This window comes from Microbacterium marinum, from assembly GCF_014204835.1.
GTDB lineage: Bacteria > Actinomycetota > Actinomycetes > Actinomycetales > Microbacteriaceae > Microbacterium > Microbacterium marinum.
Window position 1 is genome coordinate 2,056,272 of record NZ_JACHMD010000001.1, and the last position, 20,493, is coordinate 2,076,764.

Below are 20,493 nucleotides of genomic sequence, written 5' to 3' on the forward strand. Positions count from 1 at the left end.
CTAGTCTCCCACGAGCGCGCGGCGCATGACGGCCACGACCTCCGTCTCGCGCGGGAGCTCCCCCTCGACGTCGCCGCTCGCGAACGCGCGGATCTGGAGCACCGCCTGATGCAGGAGCATGCCGGTGCCGTCCTGCACCGGCAGGCCGTGGCGCGTCCACGCCTCGCTGAGCGACGTCGGCCAGTGGCCGTACACGACGTCCATGAGCGCGCCGCCCCCGTCTGCGAGCCGATCAGCGACCGCGCGTGACACCGCCGCGCCACCGGGGAGCGTGCTGATGGTGGCATCCACTCGTTCCCCGACGACCGCGTCCAGCGAAACGACCTCGACCGCCATTCCCCGCCCGGCGCCGAGCTCGGCAAGCGGCGCACCGGCCTCGGGGCGCCGCGCCGCGATCTCGAGCCGTTCCGCGCCGAGCTCCGCGAGGGCGACGACCGCCGATGTGGCCGTCGCACCTGCGCCGACGATGCGCGCTGACCGGAGCGTGGAGACCCCGGCCTCCGCGAATGCCGCGACGATCCCGCCGACGTCGGTGTTGAATCCGTGCCATCCGTCCTCGCCGCGGACGAGGGTGTTCACCGCGCCCGTCGCCTCCGCGCGAGCGTCGCGCCGGGCGGCCGCGGCGAACGCGACACCCTTCAGCGGCATCGTCAGCGACAGCCCCCGGTACGACGGGCCGAGCGATGCGAGCGTCCCCGCGAACGACGATTCGTCGACGCGTCGACGGTCGTAGGTCCAGTCCCACCCCAGGAGGGCGTACGCGGCCGCGTGCAGCCGCGGTGACAGGCTGTGCTCGATCGGGTCGCCCCAGACCTCCAGGGCGGATGCCGCCATCGGTCAGCAGCCGCCGTCGGGGTTGTCGGCGCACCAGGCGCGCCACTGCTCGACGGCCGCCTCGTGCTCGGAGATGGTGTTCGTGAAGACGGTCTCGCCGGTCTCGAGGTTCACCGTCACGAAGTACAGCCACGGGCCGTCCTCGGGCTCCATCGCCGCCTTGATGGCGAGTTCCCCGGGGTTGGCGATCGGCCCGACGGGCAGACCGGTGTGCACGTACGTGTTCCACGGGTTGTCGTCCGCCAGCTCCTCGGCACGCGAGCTCGTCCCGCCCTCGCGATCGCTGAAGAAGTACTGCGCCGTCGAATCCATCTGCAGGAGGCCGTTGGTCTCCGCGTTGCTCGGATCGAGGCGGTTCTGGATGACGCGGGAGACCTTGTAGAAGTCCTTCTCGAACCGCGCCTCCTTCTCGATGATCGAGGCGATCGTGAGGATCTCGTGTCGCCGATCCTCGGGGACGCCGGCTGCGTCGAGCGCCTCCGTCGTCCGGTCGACCATCCGCTGGATCACCTGCTCGGCGGTCACGTCGGGGTCGAACGTGTAGGTGGCGGGGAACAGCCACCCTTCGAGGCTCGTCTCGTCGACGCCGTACGCGGAAGGGTCCTCCACCGCTGCCTGCACGTCCTCGAGCGGGAGCCCCACGCCCTCGGCGATGCGCTCCACGGACTGCGCCACCGTGAGCCCTTCGCGCAGCTGCGCGGTGTTCTCCTGCTTGTTCGCGGGATCCATGATCGCCTCGAGGGCCGCCTCGGAGGTCATCTTCTGCTGCAGCGTGAAGACACCCGGAACGAACGACGGGTTCTGGCCGCTGTCGATGAGATACGAGTAGAAGGCGTCGGAAGTCTTCGTCACACCGGCGTCGAACAGGGTGCGGGAGATGTCCGCGCCCGTGTCGCCGCTCACGATCGTCAGCGTCGCCTCCCCCTCGGCGATCCCGGCCTCGTAGTCCTTGGGCTCCTCCCAGCCCATGACCGCGCGGATCTGGTCCTCGTAGGTGTTCCAGACCCAGAGTCCGCCCACGACGAGACCGCCGAGAAGCGCCAGGATGACGGCGAAGACGGTCCACGCGGCGATCCGGCTCTTGCGTCGGTCGCGCTCATGCCGAGCGGATGCCGCGGGCGCGTTGCGCGCCTGCTCCTCGAAGAGTGCCTCGATCGGCGCGGCCGTGCCCACGGAGGGGCGCGGTGCGGTCGCCGTCGGCGGCGACTGGCGCGCCTCCCGCGCGGCGCGGCGACTGGAGGGCGCTTGGGCGGCGGGGGTGTCTCCCGCCGGCCCCGCGAAACGATCGTCGTTCGGCGGGTTTTCGGGCATCAGGTGGGCTCCTGCGTATCTTCGAGCGGATGTCCGGCCGGGTTACCGGTGCTCTTCTCGACGTCGATCGCCTGTTGGAGGAGGACGACCGCGGCGACTTGGTCGACAATCCTACGAGATGACTTCTGAGATCGACCGCTCTGACGCAGTGCCGCGTGGGCGCTCACGGTGCTCAGCCGCTCGTCCACGAACCGGATCGGCACGTCCACGCGGGCCGCGAGCTCAGCCGCGAACACCCGAGCATCGTCTGTCGACGACGTCTCGCCGCCACGCAGGCTGATCGGCAGCCCGATCAGGACCTCCATTGCCGCGAACTCCGCCACCAGCTCTGCGACGCGTGCCGCGGACTCAGCCGAGCGCGGCACGGTCTCCACCGGAACGGCGAGCAGTCCGTCGGGGTCGCACCGGGCCACGCCGACGCGGGCCTTCCCCACGTCGATGCCCAGCCGGACACCCCGACGGAACGAGGTCACGCTCCGGCGCCCGTCAGCACCTCGACGATTCCCTGCAGCGCAGCGGGGAGCGCTTCGGCATCCGTCCCACCGCCCTGGGCGACGTCGTCGCGACCGCCACCACCACCGCCGAGTGCACCGGCGGCTCCCTTGGCGAGGACCCCGGCGCGGGCGCCCGCGGCGCGGGCCGCCTCGTTCGTCGCGACGATCACCACCGGGCGGCCTCCGACATCGCCGCCGAGGGCGACCACGGCGGCATCCGATCCGAGACGCTCGCGCACCTGCAGAGCCACCGACCGCACGTCATCCGCCGAGCCGACCGTGCCGAGCGACTCGGCGACCACGGTCACCTGTCCCGCACGCCGCGCCGTCTGCACGAGCGCGGGGATGCGCTCCCCCAGCGCCTTCGCCTCGAACTGCGCGATCTTCTTCTCGGCCGCCTTCAGGCTCGCCTGCAGCTCGGCGATACGGGTGGGGATCTGATCGCGCGGAGCCTTCAGACTCGACGTCAGCTGCGACACGATCGCGCGCTCCGCCGCCAGCTCCCGGAACGCGTCCCGGCCGACGAGGGCCTCGACGCGACGGTTCGATGCGCCCACCGACGACTCGCCCACGAGGTTGATGAGCCCCACCTGCGCGCTCGAGGCGACATGGGTGCCGGCGCAGAGTTCGCGAGACCAGGGCCCGCCGATGTCGACCATCCGGACGGTCTCGCCGTACTTCTCGCCGAACAGGGCCATCGCCCCCGCCTGCTTGGCCTCGTCCAGCGACAGCACGCGCGTGGTCACAGCCAGATCATCGCGGACGGCGTTGTTGGCGATCTCCTCGATCTCGCTCCGCGTCTCGGGCGACAGCGACTGGCCCCACGCGAAGTCGAACCGGAGGTACCCGGCACGGTTGAGAGATCCCGCCTGCGTCGCACCCTTGCCGAGCGTGTCGCGGAGGGCGGCGTGGACGAGGTGCGTCGCCGAGTGCGCCTGCGCGGCGGCACGGCGATTCGCGGCATCCACCACCGTGGTCGCCGGCTGTCCGACGGCCACCTCTCCGGTCGTGACCTCCACGGTGTGGCTGACGAGCCCCGGCACCGGCTTCTGCACGTCGAGCACCTCGAGTGCGTAGCCCGGGCCGACGATCACACCCTTGTCCGCGACCTGGCCGCCGGACTCCGCGTACAGCGCCGTCTCGGCGAGGATCACCTCGGCGATCTGCCCGTGCAGCGCGCGGTCGGTGGGCACGCCCCCGACCAGGATGCCGAGGACGCGCGATTCCGTCTCGAGGTCGGTGTAGCCGGTGAAGACCGTCTCACCGAGAGCGCGGAAGTCGCGATACACACTGGTGTCGGCCAGCTGACCCTTCCGCGAGCGGGCGTCCGCCTTCGCGCGGTCGCGCTGCTCGGTCATCAGGCTGTCGAACGCCGGACGGTCGACGTCCAGCCCCGCCTCCTCGGCGATCTCCAGCGTCAGATCGATCGGGAACCCGTACGTGTCGTGGAGGAGGAACGCCTGGGCGCCACTGAGGCTCTTCTGTCCCGACGCCTTCGCCTGAGAGACGGAGTCATCGAGGATCTCCGACCCGCTCGCGAGCGTGCGGAGGAACGTGGCCTCCTCGGCCAGCGCATACTGCGACAGCCGCTCGTAGTCGGTCTCGACGATCGGGTAGGAGGCCTTCATCGCGTCGCGCGACACCGCGAACAGCTCGGCGAAGCTCGGTCCGTGCACCCCAAGCAGACGCATCGACCGGATCGCACGACGCATGAGGCGACGCAGGATGTAGCCGCGACCGTCGTTGGAGGGCGTGACGCCGTCGGAGAGGAGCATCAGTGACGAACGGACGTGATCGGCGACGACACGGAACCGGACGTCGTCCTCGTGGTCGGCCCCGTACTGCTTGCCGGACAGTTCCACCGCCTTGTCGAGAACCGGACGCACCTGGTCGGTCTCGTACATGTTGTCGACGCCCTGCTTGATGAACGCGACCCGCTCGAGTCCCATCCCGGTGTCGATGTTCTTGGCGGGCAGCTCGCCGACGATGTCGAACTCGTACTTGGAGCGGACGTTGGTGATCTCGTACTGCATGAAGACCAGGTTCCAGATCTCCACGTAGCGGTCGTCGTCGGTGGCCGGCCCCCCGTCGATGCCGTAGGCGGGCCCGCGGTCGAAGAAGATCTCCGAGCACGGCCCGGCGGGACCGGGAAGGCCGGTCGTCCAGTAGTTCGTGTCCTTGCCCAGACGCTGGATGCGCTCCTCCGGGAGGGTGGACAGGCGCAGCCACAGCTCGCGCGCCTCGTCATCCTCCTCGTAGACCGTCACCCACAGGTCCTTCGGATCGAAGCCCAGACCGCCGTCGGCCTCGGGCGTCGTCAGCAGGTTCCAGGCGAAAGTGATCGCGCCTTCTTTGAAGTAGTCGCCGAACGACCAGTTGCCGAGCATCTGGAAGAAGGTGCCGTGGCGGGGGGTCTTGCCAACCTCTTCGATGTCGTTGGTGCGGATGCACTTCTGGTTGTCCGCGGCCCGGGCGAAAGGTGCCGGGACATCGCCCGACAGGTACGGGATGAAGGGCACCATGCCCGCCACCGTGAACAGGAGGGCGGGGTCGTCGCTCACGAGCGATGCGGAGGGCACGATCGTGTGCCCTTCCTTCTGGAAGAAGTCCAAGTAGCGCTGCGCGATGTCGGCGGTCTTCATGTCTGGGTCCTCGGAAGCATGCGAGAACTGTCGGGCCGGCGAAGGCCCGACAGTCGGGGTGGGAAAGTCAGTTCGCGTTCGGAGCGGTCGACGCGGGGGCGGTCGCGTTGTCCAGGACGTCGTCCGCGGCATCCTTCGCGCCGGCGACGAGACCCTCGATCTTCGCCTCCTGCGCGTGGTACGCCTCGGCGATGCGGTCGGTGAACTCCGAGATGCGGAGGTCGACCTCGGTGAGGAGCTCCTGGCCGCGCGGATCCTTGTTGACGAGGTGCGCGACGACGAAGCCGCCGGCGATGCCCAGCACGAACCAGAGCACGTTCTTCATGGAGTCCATGTTAGGTGCAAAGCAGAAGGGGCGCCGGGTGACCCCGACGCCCCTTCGAACCGTGTGAGCGGTTACGCCTCGCTTAGCGCGCGGCGTAACTCCGCCGTTCGCTGCTGCGCAGCTGTACTACGCCTCGCTTAGCGCGCGGCGTAGTACTCGACGACCAGCTGAACTTCACAGGTCACCGGAACCTCGGCGCGCTTGGGGCGACGCTCGAGACGGGCCTGGAGCTTGTCGAGCTCGACCGACAGGTAGCCGGGGACCGGGGGCAGAACCTCGGCGTGACCGCCGGCGGCTGCGACCTGGAACGGCTCGAGGGCCTCGCTCTTGGTCTTGACGTGGATCGTCTGGCCCGGCTTCACGCGGAACGACGGGCGGTCGACGAGCTGGCCGTCGACGAGGATGTGACGGTGCACGACGAGCTGGCGAGCCTGCGCCGTGGTGCGGGCGAAGCCGGCACGCAGCACGAGGGCGTCGAGACGCATCTCGAGGAGCTCGACGAGGTTCTCACCGGTCAGACCGTCCTTGCGACGGGCCTCGTTGAAGGTGTTGCGAAGCTGCTTCTCGCGGATGCCGTACTGCTCGCGCAGACGCTGCTTCTCGCGGAGGCGGACGGCGTAGTCGCTGTCCTGCTTGCGCTTGGTGCGGCCGTGCTCACCCGGAGCGTAGGGACGCTTCTCGAGGTACTTGGCTGCCTTGGGGGTCAGCGCGATGCCGAGGGCACGCGACAGGCGGACCTTGCGGCGGTCCTGAGACTTCGTGGTCACGAAGTACTTCCTTCCATGACGTGGCCGTGTCGTTCACGGCTCACGGGCGTATCGCCGCTCCTCGCCCTTCCGGACTGCACGCCGGGGCACGCCGAAAGGTGGGAAAGAAGAACGGGGATGCCCGAAAACACGGTTTCGAGCCGGTCCATCCTAACAGATCGGCCGATTCACCCTCGGCGCTCGGCGAGGTCCAGCATCCCCACCGGGTAGAAGGGCACCCGCGCGGCTCGGAGGTCGGCGATCCGGTACCACCCCACCGAGGTGTCGCCGTCGAGGACGTCGATGCGATCGCTCCGCGCCAGCGCTTCGAGTTCCGTGCTCCGGATGCCGAAGACGTAGGCGATCTCGTGTCCGACGTGTCCCGGCCGATCGTAGATGTTCTCGACGATCTCCCACAGGGCGACATCCGTCAGTGAAGCGCCGAGTTCTTCGCGGATCTCGCGGTGCATGGCGTCGACGGCGCGCTCACCGACGTCGATGCCGCCACCCGGCGCGCGGAGGAACCCGTCGCCCGCGATGTCGCCGTACTGCTCCGCGAGCACCCACCCGTCGCGCACGAGCAGCCCGACGGCGATCGCGCGGATGCGGCGCCGTGACGGCAGGTCCCGGGCGTAGCCGCGCACCGCGCGACGGTAGGCAGGTAGGTGCGGGGCGAGCTCCCCGAGAGCGGTGCGCAGCGCCGGCGTCGGCTTGTCGTCGTCGTGCAGCGCGAGCGCGAGGAACGCGCGTGCGGCGGGCGCCAGCGGATCCGCGTCGTCGACACGGCGGAGGACGGCCATGGCGCCGGATGCGTCACCCACATTTCGGAGCGAGCTCGCGAGCTGGATCTGCGCCTCGGTGCGTCTGCGACCGGCGAGCCCTGCGTCGAGGGCAGCTCGGTACAGCGGGATCGCGGCTGCCTCCTCGCCGAGGAAGTCTTCGACCGAGGCGCGCTCGAACAGCGCGTCGGGATCGCCGTCGGCGCGTTCGCCGACGAGCGCCGCCATCTCGGCGCGGAGCTCGGCGGGACGATCCTCGTCGGCTCTGTCCCACACCTCGGCCACACGCCGCGACCACTCGTCGGCGGGCGGTGCCGGCATCAGACGAGGAGTGAGCAGCTCGATGACCCGCTGCTGCGCGTCTCGGAGCGCGCCAGCGACGTCTGCGCCGGCGAACACATGCAGCCCGCGCAGCGCCTCGCCCGCATCGCTGAGGTCACCGCCGAGGAGGTGTGGAAGGAGATCGGATGCCGCGAGCACGCGGACGACGCCCATCTCATGGTCGCCCCAGGTCGGCGTCCCGATCCGTTCGCAGCCCACCGCGATCAGCACGTGCTTGCGACGCGTCGAGTTGGCGCCGGACCACTCCGACCCGGCGGAGAACACGTCGACCGGACGGTAGCCCGTCTCCTCCTCGAGCTCGCGGATGCCGGCGTCGAGCGGCGTCTCGCCCGCGTCGACCGCGCCGCCGGGCAGTTCGAGCACCGCACGGGCCGGCCCGACGCGGAACTGCTCGAAGACCACGACGTCGAACTCGGGCGTGAAGGCGACGACAGCGACCGTGTCGCTCTGCGTCTGCACGTCCCATTCGCTGACCGATCCGTCGGGCAGCTCGTACGTGTCGCGACGCACGCGGACGAACCCCTCGTAGGCCAGCTGCGAGCCGAGCAGGCGCCAGGCCATCGGGTCGCTCACCCGTCGCCCTCGAGGATCTTCCGGATCTTCTCGACCCGCGCGCCGATGTCGCGCTCGACGCCGCGCGCTGTCGGCTCGTAGTACCGGCGCCCACGCAGCTCGTCGGGCAGGTACTGCTGCGTCGCGACGCCGACCTCCAGGTCATGGGGGTAGACGTATCCCTTGCCGTGGCCGAGCCTCTTCGCTCCGGCGTAGTGCGCGTCGCGCAGGTGCACCGGGACGCGGCCGAACCCGCCCGCCCGCACATCGGCGATCGCGGCGTTGATCGCGGTGTAGGCCGCGTTCGACTTCGCGGTGGTGGCGAGGTAGGCCGTCGCCTCGGCGAGGGGGATCCGCCCCTCCGGCATCCCGATGAAGGCGACCGCGTCGGCTGCGGCGACGGCGATCTGCAGCGCCTGGGGATCTGCCAGCCCGATGTCCTCGGCCGCAGAGATCACGAGCCGCCGCGCGATGAAGCGGGGGTCCTCCCCCGCTTCGATCATGCGAGCGAGGTAGTGCATGGCGGCGTCGACGTCGGATCCACGGATCGACTTGATGAAGGCGCTGATCACGTCGTAGTGCTCGTCGCCTTGCCGGTCGTATCGGAGCAGCGCGCGGTCGACGGCCTGGGCGACGTGCTCAGCCGTGATCACCGGCACCGCGTCCTCTTCGCCCGTCGGCTCCGCCATCGCGGCTGCGGCCTCGAGGGAGGTGAGAGCGCGACGCGCGTCGCCCGAGGCGAGGTGCACGAGCGCCGCGCGGGCCTCCGGCGACAACTCGACAGAGCCCGCGAGCCCACGCGCATCCGACACCGCCCGGTCGACGAGCATCGCCAGGTCTTCGTCGGTGAGCGGCTGGAGCGTGAGGAGCAGGGAGCGCGACAGCAGCGGCGAGATCACCGAGAACGACGGGTTCTCGGTCGTGGCCGCGATGAGGATCACCCATCCGTTCTCGACTCCCGGCAGGAGCGCGTCCTGCTGCGCTTTGGTGAAGCGGTGGATCTCGTCGAGGAAGAGGATGGTCGAGGCGCCGTAGAGGTCGCGTTGGGTCATCGCCTCCTGCATGACCTCGCGCACGTCCTTCACTCCGGCCGTCACCGCGGAGAGCTCGACGAATCTGCGTCCGGATGTCCGCGCGATCGCCTGGGCGAGCGTCGTCTTGCCGGTGCCGGGCGGACCCCAGAGGATCACCGAGACAGCGCCGGCGGTCGCCTTCTCCGCGTCGGCGAGGGCGACCAGCGGGGATCCGGGGCGCAGGAGGTGCGACTGTCCCGCGACTTCGTCGAGGGATGCCGGGCGCATCCGCACCGCCAAAGGCGTCGCTCCACGGAACAACGCGTCTCCCATCGCCATCCGTCCAGGCTATCCGGGGCCACCGACCGTGCGGCGCGGTTTGATCGCGGGAGCGGCCTCTGCATAAGGTTTGCTGGGCTCGACAGGTGGGTCCGGTCCGACAGGAGGCGCCGTGGCAACGGGCAGAGGCGGCACATCGCGCGGCAGCGCTCAGGAGCGCGAGCGCGCCAGGCTCTACGACGCACGGCGTCGATTCCATCACTCCCAGGGCGCTCGCCGCCGACGCGACAACGTGCTCGCGGCCGTGGTGGGAGGCGCCCTGATCGTCCTCCTCATCGGCAGCCAGATCGTGTACTACACGGCCGGCCCCGGCGCCCCGGTGCCCACCCCCTCGCCGACGCCGACCGTGTCCGGCACTCCGACACCGTCTGCGACCCCGTCCCCGTCGTCGTCCGACGACCCGGCGTCGCCGTCACCGACCCCGACCCCCTGACCCGCTCGTACTAGGCTGAGCGACGAATCCGACCCCCATGCGGCGACAGCCGCCGACGAGGTGCACCCCGTGACTTCCGCCACTCCTGAATCCGCCGAGACCCAGCCCTGGGGCCGTGTCGACGACGACGGCACCGTCTCCGTCCGAGAAGGCGAGGACTGGCGCGTCGTCGGACAGTATCCCGACGGCACGGCTGAAGAGGCACTCGCCTACTTCGAGCGCAAGTACGCCGACCTTGCCTCCGAGGTCACCCTCCTCGAGGTGCGTCGGCGGCGCGGCGGTGCGTCCGCCGCAGATCTGCGCGGCGCTGCGCGGGCCGTCCGCGAACGGCTGACGGATGCCGCGGCCGTCGGAGATCTGGCGGCGCTGAACGTGCGTCTGTCCGCGCTCGAGGAGACCCTCAGCGAGGCGACGGCCGAGGAGGCTCAGGCCCAGCGCGCCGCCGTCGACGCAGCGGTGGCCGAGCGTGAGGCGATCGTCGTTCAGATCGAGGCGATCGCCGCGAAGGATCCGCGCTCGATCCAGTGGAAGCAGACGACCACCGAGGTCGCAGACCTGTTCGCCCGCTGGCAGGAGCACCAGAGCAGCGCCCCCCGCCTCCCCAAGGCCGTCGGGCAGCAGCTGTGGAAGCGGTTCCGCGATGCCCGCTCCATCATCGACAAGAACCGTCGCGAGTTCTACGCGGGCCTCGACGAGCAGCACAAGTCGGCGCGCGACGCCAAGACCCGTCTCGTCGAGCGCGCTGAGGCGCTCGCGCCGCAGGGCGAGGACGGCATCGGTGCATACCGCGGTCTCCTCGACCAGTGGAAGAGCGCGGGCCGCGCGGGCAAGAAGGCCGACGACGCCCTGTGGGCACGCTTCAAGGCGGCCGGCGATGTCCTTTACGGCGCTCGGGTCGAGCGCGAGACGGCTGACGTCGAGGCATCGAAGGAGAAAATCGAGGCCAAGCGCGCCCTGCTCGACCAGGCGGCCGGTGTGGCCAAGGAGTCCGACAACGCCAAGGCGCGCGCCCTGCTCACCGGCATCCAGCGCACCTGGGACGAGATCGGACGGATCTTCCCGCGTGAGGCCGAACGCGGCCTCGACGACCAGCTCCGCAAGATCGAGAGCGCGCTCAAGCAGCGCGAAGACGAGGACTGGAAGCGGAACAACCCGGAGACCAAGGCGCGTCAGAACGACATGACGAGTCAGCTCCAGGACGCGATCACGAAGCTCGAAGAAGAACTCGCTGCCGCCGAGGCGACGAAGGACAAGGCTGCGATCGCCAAGGCGAAGGATGCGCTGGAGGCCCGCAAGGGCTGGCTGCGCGCCCTCGGCGGCTGACCTCCCTCCCCACGCGGACCGCGCGCCAGCTTCTCCACAGGACGAGGCTGACCACCTCCGTCGACGCGCCGGCGGAGCAGACTGCCCTCATGTGGCCCTTCCTCTACTTCGCCGGTGACCGGCTGTCGACGGCGGAGCTGTGCGCGGCGCGTCTGGATGGTCACCTCGTCGAGGTGGGCGAGGCATTCATGCCGGCGGATGCTGTCGAGACCGCCGCCATGCGCGCCGGCTCGCTGCGGGAGATGACGCGGTCGCATCACGCGTTGACCCACGCTTCGGCGGCCTGGGTGCACGGGGCCATTCCCGATCCGCCGCTCGTCCACAGCCTCCAGCGCGCCACCGCGCGACGCACCGCGTTCCCCCTCGACGTGCGGGTCGATTTCCGAGATCCCGCACTCCCTCGTGAGGATGTCGAGCTCCACGGCGGTGTCGCGGTGACGACGCCCGTGCGCACGCTGGTCGATCTCGTGCGGCTCCAGGTGGCATCCGATCGACCGGACCCCGTCGTCGAGGCCATGCTGCTGTGGCGCCCGGCGCTCACGGACGCCGCCGTCGCATGGCTCGAGGCGTCGGGCCCGGTGCACCACAAGCGGCCCGCGCTCGACGAGCTGCGACGCCGTCAGGACGTGGTGACGCGGTAGACGTCGTAGACGGCGTCGATCCGCCGGACCGCGTTCAGCACGCGGTCGAGGTGGACGGTGTCCCCCATCTCGAAGACGTAGCGGCTGATCGCGAGCCGGTCGCTCGTCGTCTGCACCGAGGCGGACAGGATGTTGACGTGGTGCTCGCTGAGCACGCGCGTGATGTCGCTGAGCAGCCCCGAGCGGTCGAGCGCCTCAACCTGGATGTGCACGAGGAAGACGCTCTTCGAGGTCGGCGCCCAGGCCACATCGATCATCCGGTCGGGCTGGTCCTCGAGGGAGGAGACGTTCGTGCAGTCCGCGCGATGGACGGACACGCCGCTCCCCCGCGTCACGAACCCGACGATGTCGTCGCCCGGAACGGGCGTGCAGCACTTCGCGAGCTTCACCAGGATGTCGGGCGCCCCGCGCACGAGCACTCCGGAATCGCCGCCGCGCGGCGCCTTCGATCGGCCGACCGCGGGAAGGTCGATCGGACCCGTGGAGGTGGTCTCCTCCTCTGCCCGCACGAGCGCGGTGACCTTTTCGATCACTGACTGCGTGGAGACGTGCCCCTCGCCCACAGCGGCGTACAGGGCCGTGACGTCCTCGTAGCGGAGCTGGTGGGCCACGGCAGTGAACGAGTCCTGGCTCATCAGCCGCTGCAGCGGCAGGTTCTGGCGGCGCATCGCGCGGGCGATGGCGTCCTTCCCCTGCTCGACGGCTTCGTCCCGGCGTTCCTTCGTGAACCACCCGCGGATCTTGTTTCGCGCCCGCGTGCTCTTGACGAAGGCCAACCAGTCCTGGCTCGGTCCCGCGTCGGGGTTCTTCGAGGTGAAGACCTCGATGACGTCCCCGGAGTTCAGCGCGGTCTCCAACGGAACCAGACGCCCGTTGACCTTGGCCCCCATCGTCCGGTGGCCGACCTCGGTGTGCACGGCGTAGGCGAAATCGACCGGAGTCGCACCCGAGGGAAGCCCGATGACGCGGCCCTTCGGGGTGAAGACGTAAACCTCTTTGGCACCGATCTCGAAGCGCAGGGAATCGAGGAACTCGCCGGGGTCGGCCGTCTCGGCCTGCCAGTCCGAGATGTGCGCGAGCCACGCCATGTCCTGGTCGACGGCCTTGGGGTCGTTCTTGCCCCCGGCCATCTGCTCCTTGTACTTCCAGTGCGCGGCCACACCGTATTCCGCGTGCTGGTGCATCTCGTGGGTGCGGATCTGGATCTCGACCGTGCGTCCGCCGGGACCGATGACCGTGGTGTGCAGCGACTGGTACAGGTTGAACTTCGGCGTCGCGATGTAGTCCTTGAACCGACCGGGCAGCGGCGTCCACCGCGCATGGATGGCGCCGAGGACGGCGTAGCAGTCGCGCACCGTGCCCACGAGCACGCGGATACCGATGAGGTCGTAGATGTCGTCGAACTCGCGGCCCCGCACGACCATCTTCTGGTACACGGAATACAGCTGCTTCGGGCGCCCCATGACGCGGCCGCGGATGCGGAGATCGCGCAGATCGGCGTCGACCGAGTCGATGACGGTGTGGACGTACTGCTCGCGCTGCGGAGTCCGCTGCTTCACGAGGGAGTCGATTTCGGCGTAGAGCTTCGGCTGGAGCACCGCGAACGACAGATCCTCGAGTTCGCTCTTGACCGTCGAGATCCCGAGCCGGTTCGCGAGGGGCGCGTAGATCTCGAGCGTCTCGCGGGCCTTCTTCTCCGCCTTGTGCGGTGGGACGAAGCCCCACGTGCGCGCGTTGTGGAGGCGATCGGCGAGCTTGATGAGGAGCACGCGGATGTCCTTCGACATCGCGACGATCATCTTCCGGACGGTCTCCGCCTGCGCGGCATCCCCGTACTTGACCTTGTCGAGCTTGGTCACCCCGTCGACGAGCATGGCGACCTCGTCGCCGAAGTCCACCGTCAACTGGTCGAGCGGATAGTCCGTGTCCTCGACGGTGTCGTGCAGGAGGGCCGCCGCGATCGCACGCGGTCCGAGGCCGAGCTCTGCGAGGATCTGAGCGACTGCGAGCGGATGAGTGATGTACGGCTCACCGCTCTGACGCTTCTGGCTCGCGTGCGCCCGCGCGGCAACGCGATAGGCCCGCTCGATGACGGCGATGTCACCCTTCGGGTGGTGGGTGCGCACCGTCCGCATGAGCTCTTCCAGGGCATCCCGGGAGGGCGCCCGGGAGAAGATCCGCGGGACGAGCCGGCGCAGCGACTGACCACCCGAGGCGGAGCCGGTCGGGGTGACCGCTTCAGCCATCCGATCACCTCCGGTCGATGCACGCGCGCGTATGGATTTGGACAATCCTACGCCCGGCCGCATCGTGCTCAGGCCGAGGCGACGGCGGCCGAACGGGCCTCCAGGACGCGAGCGTCGCGGGCCTTGAGCGCCGGCTCGTTCTCACGGAGCAGCGAGAACAACGGGGCCGCGACGAACAGCGTGGAGTATGCGGCGACGATCGTGCCGACGAAGATCGACAGCGAGATGTCCGTGAGCGTCTGCGCACCGAGCCAGAGGGCACCGATGAACAGGATCGCTCCCGTCGGCAACGCCGCGACGACCGTCGTGTTGATCGATCGGATCAGCGTCTGGTTCACAGCCAGGTTGACCGATTCCCCGAAGGTACGCCCCGACGATTCCCCGTCTTCGAACGTGTTCTCGCGGATCTTGTCGAAGACGACCGTCGTGTCGTACAGCGAATACGAGAGGATCGTCAGGAAGCCGATCACCGCGGCAGGCGAGATCTCGAAGCCGAAGAGCGCATAGACCCCGACGGTGACCACGAGCACGTCGACGAGGCCGATCATGGCGGCGACCGACATCTTCCAGGTGCGGAAGTAGAGCGCGAGGATCACGAAGGTGAGCGCGAGGAAGATCGCCAGACCCCACAGCGACTGGCGCGTGACGCTGTCGCCCCAGCTCGGGCCGATGAAGGACGAGCTGACGCTCGCGGTGTCGACGTCGTACGTCTCGACGAGGGCCGCGGTGACCGCTCGTGTCTCGGCATCCGTCATCTGGTCGGTCTGGATGCGCAAGGCGTCCTCGCCGATCGTCGCCACCTTCGTCGCCGCACCGGGGACGACCGACTGGACGGCCTCGGTCGCCGCGAGCTGATCGGCGTCCACGACATCGTTCACCGTGAACTGCGAACCGCCGGTGAACTCGATCGAGAACTGGATCGGCCGGAACAGCGGCACGAGCGCCGAGCCGATGACGAGCACCGCGGCGATGATGAACCACAGCCGGCGACGGCCGACGAACGGGAAGGAGACCTTCCCCGTGTAGAGGTCGTTACCGAAATCGTTCATGGAGCGCATCAGTGCTCTCCCTCCCCCGCAGAGCGCGTATCGCCGCGCTGCTCGGCGAGCTTTCGCTCGGCAATGGTTTGGCGTCGCTCCGCTTCGCCGCGCGACCGCGACGATCGACGCTCGGCGGCCGTCTTCGCCGCCACGGGCACGGGAGCGCGGAACTGCGCCCGCCCGCGGTACACCGCGCCGAGCGCGGTGGGGTCGAGCCCGGACAGCGGGTGGCCGCCCCCGAAGAACCGTGTGCGCGCGAGGAGCTGGAGCACGGGGTGAGTGAAGAGGATGAAGATCAGGACGTCGATCACCGTCGTCAGACCCAGCGTGAACGCGAAGCCCTTCACGGTGGAGTCCGCGAGGATGTACAGCACCACAGCGGCCAGGATGTTGATCGACTTCGAGATGTAGATCGTCCGCTTGGCGCGTGCCCACCCGTCCTCGACGGCGCTCGTGATCGACTTGCCGTCGCGCAGCTCATCTCGGATGCGTTCGAAGTACACGATGAACGAGTCCGCCGTGAATCCGATCGTGACGATCAGGCCGGCCACACCAGCGAGCGAGAGACGGAAGCCCATCCGCCACGCGAGGATGCACAGCGTGATGTAGGTGAGGACACCCATGACCGCGAGCGAGGCGATGATGACCGACCCGAGCGCCCGGTAGACCGTCAGCGAGTAGACCGCGACCAGCGCGAGACCGATGAGGCCCGCGACGAGACCGATGGTCAGCTGCTGCGACCCGAGCGTCGCCGAGATCGAGTTGCTGCTCTGCACCTCGAAGCTGAGCGGCAGAGCGCCGTACTTCAGCTGATCGGCGAGGACCTTCGAGGTCTCCTGATCGAAGTTGCCGGTGATCTGGGGCTTGCCGTCCACGATCACCGCGTTCATCGACGGCGCCGAGATCACGACGCCGTCGAGCACGAAGGCGAACTGGTTCTGCGGCGACTCGAGGTTGAACAGACGCTGGCTGATCTCGCCGAAGATGTCCGTGCCCTCGCCGTCGAAGACGATGTTGACCGCCCACTGGCCGTTCTGGGAGTTGATGCCGTTGGTCGCGTCGTTGATCGCCGACCCGTCGAGCTCGACCGGCCCCAGGATGTACTTCGACGCGTTGTCGGCGTCGCAGGTGATCAGCGGCTGATCAGCAGGCTGGTCGGCGGCGTCGTTCTCCGCGTTCGCGCAGTCATAGGCCAGGAACTTCGCGTAGAGCGCTTCGGTGACCCACGCCAGGTCGCTGCCTCCCGTCGGAGACGGCGTCGGGGTGGCGTTCAGCGTCGGGTCGGGCGTCGGGTACGGGGTCTCCTCGCCGTCCTCGCCGACAAAGGACGTCGCCGGGGCACCGGTGAACAGGACGGCCCGCAGCTGCATCTGCGCCGACTTCTCGATGCGGTCACGGGTCTCTTCGTCCGCCTGGCCGGGCAACTGGACGACGATCTGGTTGCCCGCCTGCGTCGTGATGTCGGTCTCGCCGATGCCCGAGGCGTCGACACGCTGACGAATGATCGACACCGCCTGCTGCATCTGCTCCGGGGTGGGCTGGGTGCCCGCCTCGGACTTCGCCTCGAGGATGATCTGCGTGCCGCCCTGGAGATCGAGAGCGAGCTCGGGTACCCACGAGCTCTTCCCGAAGGCGAACACGCCGAGGGCGTTGATGCCGAACAGCACCGCGGTGATCGCGACCAGTCCGATCAGGGCGCGCCACGCATGGCGGACAGGGGTGGGTGTGGCCACGGGAGAGCTTTCGTCGTGAGACCGCCGAAGCGGTGGAGGTCAGGCCTTGGGCTTGTCGTCCGCGTCGGGCGTGCCGTCGGTCGCGGTGGGCGCGTCGGTCGCGGCGGGCGGGTCGATCTCGGTGCGCGGGGTGGCGGCATCCGAGGAGGACACGATGACGTCGTCACCGGGCACCGTCTCGTCGACGGTCTCGTCCTCGGGCTCGACGGCCCGCAGGATCGCCTGGCTGTGCACCTCGATCACCACGCCGGGGGCGAGCTCGATGTGCGCAGGCTGCGAGAGGTCGGTGGCGTCGTACTCGACGATGGTGCCGTAAAGGCCGCCCTGCAGGAGGACCTTCACCCCGGGAACCATCTGAAGAGCCTTCTTCTCCTGCTCTTCCTTCATCTTCTTCGTACGACGGCGCGAGCTCCAGAACATGAAGACCAGCAGAGCCGCCAGCAGGATGAGGAGGCCGTAATCGGTGAGGAAGTTCCCCCCGGTCGCCTGCTGCGTGTTCTGGGTGAGGAGCATCATGGACCGGGTATCGCCTTTCGGGTGGCACGCCGCATCCGCGCGGCGAAGAGGGGGGTGGCCGATGGCCTTCAGCGATTATAGGTCATCGAGGGAAAGCGCCCCGTCGTGGCGCGAGACACCCAAATGGGCATACGCATCGCGGGTGGCGACCCGCCCGCGCGGGGTCCGCCCCATGAAGCCGATGCGCACCAGATAGGGCTCGACGACCGACTCGATGGTGTCCGCTTCCTCGCCGACGGCCACCGCGAGGGTGTTCAGGCCGACGGGACCGCCGCGGAAGCGCCTGATCAGCGCGTCGAGCACGGCCCGGTCGAGGCGGTCGAGCCCGAGGTCGTCGACGTCGTAGAGCGTGAGCGCCGCCGAGACGTCGTCGATGGATGCCGCGGTGGACGAATCGCCGTGGACAACGACGTAGTCCCGCACGCGGCGCAGCAGGCGGTTCGCGATGCGCGGCGTCCCACGCGACCGACCGGCGATCTCGGCGCGGGACTGCGGCGGAAGGGCGACCCCCAGCATGACCGCGGAGCGGGCGATGACCTGCTCTAGTTCGGCCGGCTCGTAGTACTCGAGGTGCGCGGTGAACCCGAAGCGGTCCCGCAGCGGATTGGGCAGCATGCCCGACCTCGTCGTCGCCCCCACCAGCGTGAACGGCGCGAGATCGAGGGGGATGCTCGTGGCTCCGGCACCTTTGCCCACCATGATGTCGATCCGGAAATCCTCCATCGCGAGGTAGAGCATCTCTTCTGCCGAGCGGGCCATCCGGTGGATCTCATCGATGAAGAGCACCTCCCCTGGAACGAGGCTCGACAGCAGCGCCGCGAGGTCCCCCGCGTGCTGGATGGCCGGGCCGCTGGAGAGCCGGAGGGGCTTCTCGCTCTCGTGCGCGACGATCATCGCGAGCGTCGTCTTGCCGAGCCCCGGGGGCCCGGACAGCAGGATGTGGTCCGCCGGTCGCTGCTGGATGCGCGCCGCGTCGAGGAGAAGCTGGAGCTGGCCCCGGACCTTGGTCTGCCCGACGAACTCCGCCAGCGAGGCGGGCCGCAGCGCGCCCTCGACGGCGAGCTCCGTCTCGTCTTCGGCGCGCTCGCGGGGCTCAGACACCGGTTCTCTCCTTGCGCGCCGGGCCCAGCTGCGCGAGCGCGAGCTTCAGGAGCGACGGCACGGTGGCTCCGGTCGGCGCCGCGTCGAGGACCGTGGCGGTCGCCTCGACGGCGACACGTTCGGACCATCCCAGGGCGATGAGGGCCGCGGTGACCTGGTCGGCAAGACCGGATGCGGTTGGCGTCGACGCGCCGGCGACTGCGGCGGCGGGAGCGTGGAGCTTGCCCGCCAGCTGCACGACGATCAGCTTGGCCGTCTTCGGCCCGATGCCCGAGACGCGGCGGAAGGGCGCATCGTCCTCGTCGGCGACTGCGCGGGCGATCTGATCGACCGTCAATGAGGACAGCACGCCGAGAGCGGACTTCGGGCCAACGCCCGAGACGCTCAGCAGCTGTCCGAACACATCCAGATCGGCCCGCTCCGCGAATCCGAAGAGCGACATGGAATCCTCGCGCACGATGAGCGCCGTGTGGAGTGAGCGCTCGTCGCCGAGGTGGAGCTCCCTCGCGAGCTGAGCGGTGACCGCGACGGCGTATCCCACTCCGTTCACGTCGAGGACGACGGAGTCGGGCTCCACGTGCAGCACACGGCCGCGCAGCGACGAGATCATGATTCGACCCTAGACGAGGGTTCGGACCTATGTTCGAGCGACACGCGCGCTCGTCATCGGCGCGCGACGCGCTCCGCGTCGGCCCAGGCCCGCTGCGCCGGAGTGAGCGCCTCGCTACCCGCACCCGCCGACGGGCCCCGCCGCCAGGCGTGACAGAGCGCGAGGGCGAGCGCGTCTGCGGCGTCCGCGGGCTGCGGCAGAGCATCGAGACGGAGCACGCGAGCGACCATGGTCTGCACCTGGAGCTTGTCTGCGCTCCCATACCCGGTGATGGCCGCCTTCACCTCTGACGGGGTGTGCGTCGCGGCGGGCAGACCGTGCTCTCCGGCGAGCATGAGGGCGATCCCGCTCGCCTGCGCCGTGCCCATGACGGTGCTGCGGTTGTGCTGCGCGAAGACGCGCTCCACGGCCACCACATCGGGGGCGTGCGTGGAGATGACGTCGCGGATTCCGGCGGCGATCACGGCGAGGCGCTGCTCGATGGGAAGGTCGACGCCCGAGCGGACGACGCCGACGTGCACGAGGCTCGCGCTCCGGTCGCGGCGGACGTCGACGACGCCCACGCCGCAGCGGGTCAAGCCCGGGTCGATGCCGAGAACGCGAAGAGCGGATGCCACTCCCCCACGCTAGGCGGGGTCGCGCGGCATCCGCTCCAGGCGCGCCAGCGAGGAGTCAGTCCTCGCCGTCCTCCTCGAGCTCGGCCTGGACCTCGGGGGTCAGGTCGAAATTCGAGAAGACGCTCTGCACGTCGTCGCTGTCTTCGAGGGCGTCGATGAGGCGGAAGATCTTCCGCGCCGTGTCGGCGTCGACTTCGACCTTGAGGTTCGGCACGAACTCGACATCGGCGGACTCGTACTCGAGACCGGCCTCCGTCAGGGCGGTCCGGACCGACACGAGGTCGGTCGCCTCGGTGACCACCTCGAAGCCTTCCCCTCGCGGCTCGACTTCTTCGGCCCCCGCTTCGAGGGCGGCCATCATCACGTCGTCCTCGGTCGTTCCCTCACCGGAGACGACGATGACTCCCTTGCGCGTGAAGTTGTAGGCGACCGATCCGGGGTCCGCCAGCGTTCCACCGTTGCGGGTCAGGGCCGTGCGGACCTCCGCGGCGGCGCGGTTCTTGTTGTCGGTCAGACACTCGACCATGAGTGCGACGCCGTTCGGGCCGTAGGCCTCGTACATGATCGACGTGTATTCGACCGACTCGCCGCCGATACCGGCGCCGCGCTTGATCGCGCGGTCGATGTTGTCCTTCGGGACAGAGGTCTTCTTGGCCTTCAAGACCGCGTCGAACAGCGTCGGATTGCCCTGCAGATCCGCGCCGCCGAGCTTGGCCGCGACCTCGATGTTCTTGATCAGCTTCGCCCAGGACTTCGCTCGGCGCGAGTCGATGACGGCCTTCTTGTGCTTCGTGGTGGCCCACTTGGAATGTCCGCTCACGGGACTCCTCTCGAAAAACCGTCGTTCAGTCTACCT

The 20,493-nt window shown here is 69.3% G+C and carries 19 protein-coding genes; 3 read left to right on the forward strand and 16 right to left on the reverse strand.

The window, feature by feature from the left end; translation table 11 throughout:
- The 8 genes from BKA24_RS10155 to BKA24_RS10190 all read right to left on the reverse strand — a co-directional run bounded on the left by BKA24_RS10155 (position 1) and on the right by BKA24_RS10190 (position 9,377).
- Positions 1-834 carry a shikimate dehydrogenase family protein gene (locus BKA24_RS10155; RefSeq protein WP_184217691.1) on the reverse strand — a complete coding sequence of 278 codons (834 nt, stop codon included), beginning with the start codon at positions 832-834 and terminating at the stop codon, positions 1-3.
- A 3-nt stretch (positions 835-837) separates the two neighbouring features.
- Entirely contained in the window at positions 838-2,145 is a 1,308-nt protein-coding gene (gene mltG / locus BKA24_RS10160) for an endolytic transglycosylase MltG (RefSeq protein WP_184217693.1), read from the reverse strand.
- Positions 2,145-2,618 carry a Holliday junction resolvase RuvX gene (ruvX, locus tag BKA24_RS10165; RefSeq protein WP_184217695.1) on the reverse strand — a complete coding sequence of 158 codons (474 nt, stop codon included), beginning with the start codon at positions 2,616-2,618 and terminating at the stop codon, positions 2,145-2,147. The genes mltG and ruvX overlap by 1 nt, the downstream gene beginning before the upstream one ends.
- Entirely contained in the window at positions 2,615-5,281 is a 2,667-nt protein-coding gene (gene alaS, locus BKA24_RS10170; RefSeq protein WP_184217697.1) for an alanine--tRNA ligase, read from the reverse strand. The genes ruvX and alaS overlap by 4 nt, the downstream gene beginning before the upstream one ends.
- Before the next feature lie 67 nt (positions 5,282-5,348).
- Entirely contained in the window at positions 5,349-5,606 is a 258-nt protein-coding gene (locus BKA24_RS10175; protein ID WP_184217699.1) for an ATPase, read from the reverse strand.
- Between the two features lie 137 nt (positions 5,607-5,743).
- Positions 5,744-6,373, reverse strand: a complete 630-nt coding sequence (rpsD, locus tag BKA24_RS10180) for a 30S ribosomal protein S4 (protein WP_184217701.1) — start codon at positions 6,371-6,373, stop codon at positions 5,744-5,746.
- Positions 6,374-6,540: 167 nt separating this feature from the next.
- Entirely contained in the window at positions 6,541-8,046 is a 1,506-nt protein-coding gene (locus tag BKA24_RS10185) for a tetratricopeptide repeat protein (protein ID WP_343066071.1), read from the reverse strand.
- Positions 8,043-9,377 carry a replication-associated recombination protein A gene (locus BKA24_RS10190; RefSeq protein ID WP_184217703.1) on the reverse strand — a complete coding sequence of 445 codons (1,335 nt, stop codon included), beginning with the start codon at positions 9,375-9,377 and terminating at the stop codon, positions 8,043-8,045. Before BKA24_RS10190 ends, BKA24_RS10185 begins: the two co-directional genes overlap by 4 nt.
- 112 nt (positions 9,378-9,489) lie before the next feature.
- Here BKA24_RS10190 and BKA24_RS10195 point away from each other — a divergent pair, with 112 nt between their 5' ends.
- From BKA24_RS10195 to BKA24_RS10205, 3 genes are all read left to right on the forward strand, one after another.
- On the forward strand, positions 9,490-9,810 hold the full coding sequence (locus tag BKA24_RS10195; RefSeq protein ID WP_184217705.1) for a dioxygenase: 321 nt from the start codon (positions 9,490-9,492) through the stop codon (positions 9,808-9,810).
- A gap of 69 nt (positions 9,811-9,879) precedes the next feature.
- Positions 9,880-11,133, forward strand: a complete 1,254-nt coding sequence (locus BKA24_RS10200; RefSeq protein ID WP_184217707.1) for a DUF349 domain-containing protein — start codon at positions 9,880-9,882, stop codon at positions 11,131-11,133.
- A gap of 89 nt (positions 11,134-11,222) precedes the next feature.
- A complete protein-coding gene (locus BKA24_RS10205; protein WP_184217709.1) occupies positions 11,223-11,774 on the forward strand; it encodes an SAM-dependent methyltransferase in 552 nt (183 codons plus the stop codon).
- Here the strand turns inward: BKA24_RS10205 and BKA24_RS10210 are convergent.
- The 8 genes from BKA24_RS10210 to BKA24_RS10245 form a co-directional block, all read right to left on the reverse strand.
- On the reverse strand, positions 11,753-14,020 hold the full coding sequence (locus BKA24_RS10210; protein ID WP_184217711.1) for a RelA/SpoT family protein: 2,268 nt from the start codon (positions 14,018-14,020) through the stop codon (positions 11,753-11,755). The genes BKA24_RS10205 and BKA24_RS10210 overlap by 22 nt on opposite strands.
- A 68-nt stretch (positions 14,021-14,088) precedes the next feature.
- Positions 14,089-15,078, reverse strand: coding sequence for a protein translocase subunit SecF (gene secF / locus BKA24_RS10215; RefSeq protein WP_184217713.1), 990 nt, complete (start codon positions 15,076-15,078; stop codon positions 14,089-14,091).
- Positions 15,078-16,793 carry a protein translocase subunit SecD gene (secD, locus tag BKA24_RS10220; RefSeq protein WP_184217716.1) on the reverse strand — a complete coding sequence of 572 codons (1,716 nt, stop codon included), beginning with the start codon at positions 16,791-16,793 and terminating at the stop codon, positions 15,078-15,080. Before secD ends, secF begins: the two co-directional genes overlap by 1 nt.
- Positions 16,794-16,832: 39 nt before the next feature.
- Positions 16,833-17,309 carry a preprotein translocase subunit YajC gene (locus BKA24_RS10225; RefSeq protein WP_184217718.1) on the reverse strand — a complete coding sequence of 159 codons (477 nt, stop codon included), beginning with the start codon at positions 17,307-17,309 and terminating at the stop codon, positions 16,833-16,835.
- Between the two features lie 75 nt (positions 17,310-17,384).
- Complete coding sequence (gene ruvB / locus BKA24_RS10230) at positions 17,385-18,410, reverse strand: Holliday junction branch migration DNA helicase RuvB (protein ID WP_184217720.1); 1,026 nt, start codon at positions 18,408-18,410, stop codon at positions 17,385-17,387.
- Positions 18,403-19,020 (reverse strand): Holliday junction branch migration protein RuvA, encoded by a 618-nt coding sequence (ruvA, locus tag BKA24_RS10235; RefSeq protein ID WP_184217722.1) that lies wholly within the window; start codon positions 19,018-19,020, stop codon positions 18,403-18,405. Before ruvA ends, ruvB begins: the two co-directional genes overlap by 8 nt.
- Before the next feature lie 53 nt (positions 19,021-19,073).
- A complete protein-coding gene (ruvC, locus tag BKA24_RS10240) occupies positions 19,074-19,637 on the reverse strand; it encodes a crossover junction endodeoxyribonuclease RuvC (RefSeq protein WP_184217724.1) in 564 nt (187 codons plus the stop codon).
- Positions 19,638-19,692: 55 nt separating this feature from the next.
- Positions 19,693-20,457, reverse strand: coding sequence for a YebC/PmpR family DNA-binding transcriptional regulator (locus tag BKA24_RS10245; protein WP_184217726.1), 765 nt, complete (start codon positions 20,455-20,457; stop codon positions 19,693-19,695).
- Positions 20,458-20,493: the final 36 nt, after the last annotated feature.

Excerpts from the sequence above, each read along its gene's own strand:
- BKA24_RS10155 (WP_184217691.1), bottom strand. The coding sequence starts at position 834 with ATGGCGGCATCCGCCCTGGAGGTCTGGGGCGACCCGATCGAGCACAGC.
- mltG (WP_184217693.1), bottom strand. The coding sequence starts at position 2,145 with ATGCCCGAAAACCCGCCGAACGACGATCGTTTCGCGGGGCCGGCGGGA.
- alaS (WP_184217697.1), bottom strand. The coding sequence starts at position 5,281 with ATGAAGACCGCCGACATCGCGCAGCGCTACTTGGACTTCTTCCAGAAG.
- BKA24_RS10175 (WP_184217699.1), bottom strand. The coding sequence starts at position 5,606 with ATGAAGAACGTGCTCTGGTTCGTGCTGGGCATCGCCGGCGGCTTCGTC.
- BKA24_RS10190 (WP_184217703.1), bottom strand. The coding sequence starts at position 9,377 with ATGGCGATGGGAGACGCGTTGTTCCGTGGAGCGACGCCTTTGGCGGTG.
- BKA24_RS10205 (WP_184217709.1), top strand. The coding sequence starts at position 11,223 with ATGTGGCCCTTCCTCTACTTCGCCGGTGACCGGCTGTCGACGGCGGAG.
- BKA24_RS10210 (WP_184217711.1), bottom strand. The coding sequence starts at position 14,020 with ATGGCTGAAGCGGTCACCCCGACCGGCTCCGCCTCGGGTGGTCAGTCG.
- secF (WP_184217713.1), bottom strand. The coding sequence starts at position 15,078 with ATGCGCTCCATGAACGATTTCGGTAACGACCTCTACACGGGGAAGGTC.
- BKA24_RS10225 (WP_184217718.1), bottom strand. The coding sequence starts at position 17,309 with ATGATGCTCCTCACCCAGAACACGCAGCAGGCGACCGGGGGGAACTTC.
- ruvA (WP_184217722.1), bottom strand. The coding sequence starts at position 19,020 with ATGATCTCGTCGCTGCGCGGCCGTGTGCTGCACGTGGAGCCCGACTCC.